This is a genomic window from Alphaproteobacteria bacterium (assembly GCA_025800285.1).
In the GTDB taxonomy this organism is placed as follows: Bacteria; Pseudomonadota; Alphaproteobacteria; order JAOXRX01; family JAOXRX01; genus JAOXRX01.
Genome location: JAOXRX010000028.1, coordinates 1 through 3,306, shown reverse-complemented (window position 1 = coordinate 3,306; position 3,306 = coordinate 1). Strand labels below are relative to the sequence as shown.

Annotated in this window: 6 protein-coding genes; all 6 read right to left on the bottom strand. The window is 33.0% G+C overall.

Annotation, left to right across the window (positions count from 1 at the left end; all coding sequences use genetic code 11):
* The coding region (locus OIF36_00505) for a hypothetical protein (GenBank protein MCV6598953.1) at positions 1 to 413 on the bottom strand (413 nt) is incomplete at its 3' end.
* A 15-nt stretch (positions 414 to 428) separates the two neighbouring features.
* Entirely contained in the window at positions 429 to 743 is a 315-nt protein-coding gene (locus tag OIF36_00500) for a hypothetical protein (GenBank protein MCV6598952.1), read from the bottom strand.
* Positions 710 to 1,057, bottom strand: coding sequence for a hypothetical protein (locus tag OIF36_00495; protein MCV6598951.1), 348 nt, complete (start codon positions 1,055 to 1,057; stop codon positions 710 to 712). The genes OIF36_00500 and OIF36_00495 overlap by 34 nt, the downstream gene beginning before the upstream one ends.
* A 74-nt stretch (positions 1,058 to 1,131) precedes the next feature.
* Positions 1,132 to 1,725, bottom strand: coding sequence for a hypothetical protein (locus tag OIF36_00490; GenBank protein ID MCV6598950.1), 594 nt, complete (start codon positions 1,723 to 1,725; stop codon positions 1,132 to 1,134).
* A 33-nt stretch (positions 1,726 to 1,758) separates the two neighbouring features.
* Positions 1,759 to 2,232, bottom strand: a complete 474-nt coding sequence (locus OIF36_00485; GenBank protein MCV6598949.1) for a hypothetical protein — start codon at positions 2,230 to 2,232, stop codon at positions 1,759 to 1,761.
* 18 nt (positions 2,233 to 2,250) lie between these two features.
* Positions 2,251 to 3,201, bottom strand: a complete 951-nt coding sequence (locus OIF36_00480) for a hypothetical protein (protein ID MCV6598948.1) — start codon at positions 3,199 to 3,201, stop codon at positions 2,251 to 2,253.
* Positions 3,202 to 3,306: the final 105 nt, after the last annotated feature.

Genomic DNA, 3,306 nt, shown 5'->3' with positions numbered 1-3,306 from the left:
ATTGCTGAATTCATTCCTTGTGTATGCATTGGTTGATTGAATTGTCCTTGATTATGAAAATTAGAAACAGGCGGAGTAGCAGGCTGACTCTCTACTACATTCCCCGCTGCTTCCTGAACCACCTTATCAGGCATTATGTTTTCAGATGTATTATTTATCTTTATTACATAAGGGTCTTTTTTATGAGATGTACCATTACCTTTATACTTAAACACTCCTAAACAATTAGCTTTATAGGTGTAATGAATTTCAGTAATTAAATCCTGTAAAGAATTGGCTTCCTTTCGTAAACCAGCATAGGTAAGTTTTCTATGATATTTAAAATCAGGATTATCATAATTGAAAATATCTATCGAATTGGTGTCTTTAATCTTTAAATAAGACTCTATTTCTTGTAATAATGTATTTTGCATTAGGTGGTAATTAAATTAGCTACATTGACAATCTGGTATTTTTATGTAGTGTACATACAGTTCATTTTTATCTCCTAAACCACTTATAAAAGAAATATCTAAACTGATTTGATCTATGGTTGTATTGCCTGTATGTATATGCTTTTCTTGTTCAGCTCTAAGTTTAAATTGTCCGATCATTACAGTTCTACTTCCTACATTTTTGAAGTAAATGTTTTGTACGTTTTTAAGAGATAATCTATCATCATTTGTAATTTTTTTCTCTACAAAATTTCCTGTAAACTCTCCCATAACAATTAGTTTTGATCGTAATAAATAACCATCTGGCAATTAAATTCTTCTCTTAGATCAGCTAATGATTGCGCTGTGATTTTGATATCTCTATTCCCTTCAAAATTCAAATCCTTTCTACTATCAAAATGATTTCCATTTGTAGGCATATATTCGTGATGAGTTATAAAAGGGTGTAATTCATCTCCTGAAGCTGCATCCTCAATTTTTATATTTACAACTTCACTAGGAGCTTCTCCAATTAAGAATAAAGCACATTTTAAAACACGACCATTTTCTATGTTTATAGTTTTATAACCGTGATTACTACCACTAAGGATTTTAATATTCGCTACTTTTGTTTTTAAATTCATCTGAAAAAAGTGTTTTAAAAAAAGCCCATACCTAAAAGCATGGGCTTTTATTTTATTTGAATTTTACTTACTGATTAACGAGATAATTTATGCCCGACAAAACCAAGCTCTAAATACTCCTTTTCTGTTTTGTGAGCTTCAGCTCCTTTTCCAAACTCTAATTCGAATTTAAATTCAGAACCTCCAACTAATGTTACTGGACTATTTAATTGGATATAATCATCTTTCAATGAAGTTCCTGTGTATCTATTGTAAACATCAGATAAACCAGTTTCATAAATCACATCACCACCCATACGAATTCTAAAAGTTGCATTTCTAAAAGAAACAGGTAATGCCATTCTGTAATCTCCTAATGCCTCCTGTTTAGAAGCAATATTTGTGCAATATCCAACTCTAATTTTGTCAACGATTAAAACCTCTGAAGGAGAAAGTACTTTTTCTGAAAAGTCAGAAACTCCAACTACTTTTCTAGTATCTTCATCAATTAGATACTGAACCCCCATTGATGGCTTAATTTCCTTTCTTAAAACATAAGAAGCATTTAATACTTTAATGTTTTTGTTATTAAAGTCACTTAAGAATTGATTACTTAATTTGTTTCCGTTGGCAACTAAAATTTCTTTAATTGATGCAGCTTGTGCATCTACGTTATAAACTGTATTCATTTTTTAACTTTTACTTTAAATTTTTGTTTTTAATTAAGATTTAAAACTTCCTGAAATGATTTGGTCTACTTTATCAGACTTAAAATCATTCAACAAATTGTTATCGCCCCATGCATCCTGAGAAATTTGTAAAGGCTGATAAAATTCTTCAGCAGAGTTCATTCCACTTGCTTCTGAACCTTTTGCAATAGCAGCAATAAATTTTTCTGCTTTTGTAGTTGGGGTGTCTTTTACACTTGGAGAAACTAAAGAAGAGACAGCTCCAAGTCCTTGTTCAACAGAAACTCCTAATAAAGTTCCACGAGCAATTTTTGCTCCTGTGTCTTTTCCTTGGATGCTTCCTGCTCCTAATAAAGCTAATGCTGCAAAAGCACCTCTTACAAGTGGCTTCTTTAATCCCTCAGAAGCTAATCCCATCACTCCTTTAGATACTGTTCCACCTGCTAAAGCTGAACCTCCTGTAATAGCGTAATCAACTACGGTTTCTTTTTTTAATTCTAAATTCATTTTTATTAATTATTGGTGTTACTTTTTTTTCTTTTTTGTTCCTAGATATATTGCAGTTCCAATTGCTGCAACTGCTAATGTTCCTATCAACAATGTGTTATTGTTTTTTTCAGGTTCAGGGTTGTTATTCCTTCCATTTCCAGTATTTGAATTGTTGTTTTGAGTTGGCGTGTTTCCTGATCCAGTAGTTACAACTGGAATTCCTCCTGGATTAGAGTTTTGAGAACCACTACCAGTAGTTGAGTTCCCTCCACTTCGCACACCCCCAGTTATTTTAACCATGAAATAAGAACCTGGATTACTGTGCGTGTTTACTCCTAACAATGGATTTGAACCAGGAAAGGTTACTGATTTTCGCTGCTTAGTAAAGCTTGCCTTGCTAGCTAGTTCTTTAAACATTTCTTCTTCTAACTGGTCTAAGTTTCTTTTTGCTCCTGCATTTCCTTCTTTCATTCGAGTAGATCTTGCAACTCTACCGTTTCTAATGTGCATCGCTTTTAACCAACCAATGTTATATAACACTTTGTTAGTATGTTCTTCAGCTCCTAAACCCTTTGAAGAAACCTGGCTAATCATTCTTTGAATTCTTCCCATGCTATCACGCATAACTTCATCGGCTGAAGTTTGTTTACCGAATAAGCTTGAAAAGAAACCACTCCCGAAAAGTGTTTGTATTCCTTCAGCAACAAATCCCATTCCTTGGGTTTCAATATTTACTCCATAAGGAATTGTTACATTGTTTACTACTATATAAGTAGCTTGTAAGTCAATAGCAGGGTCAACTCCTAAATCTGTACTTTTGCGTACTTCTTTTTCAATTCTTTGAGTTACTGTTTGACTAACTCCTAATTTGTTTAATTGGGCTAAAAACTTTCTGAAATTAGCAACGGTTTCAGATCCTTTAACAGGAGCATTTGGCAATTCTCCGTGTAAACCGTAATAAGGTAATTTTGCTTCCTTAACTTCCATATCTTCGTATTGTATATAGTTTACTTCTGTGTTGACCTTTTTTGTTGGGTCGATAATGAACTTTTGATTGCCTGATCGAATTATCACATATACATGCGACCATCT

What these genes read in the sequence shown, in the direction of transcription:
- OIF36_00495 (MCV6598951.1), bottom strand. Translation starts at nt 1,057, where the DNA reads ATGAATTTAAAAACAAAAGTAGCGAATATTAAAATCCTTAGTGGTAGT.
- OIF36_00490 (MCV6598950.1), bottom strand. Translation starts at nt 1,725, where the DNA reads ATGAATACAGTTTATAACGTAGATGCACAAGCTGCATCAATTAAAGAA.
- OIF36_00485 (MCV6598949.1), bottom strand. Translation starts at nt 2,232, where the DNA reads ATGAATTTAGAATTAAAAAAAGAAACCGTAGTTGATTACGCTATTACA.
- OIF36_00480 (MCV6598948.1), bottom strand. Translation starts at nt 3,201, where the DNA reads ATGGAAGTTAAGGAAGCAAAATTACCTTATTACGGTTTACACGGAGAA.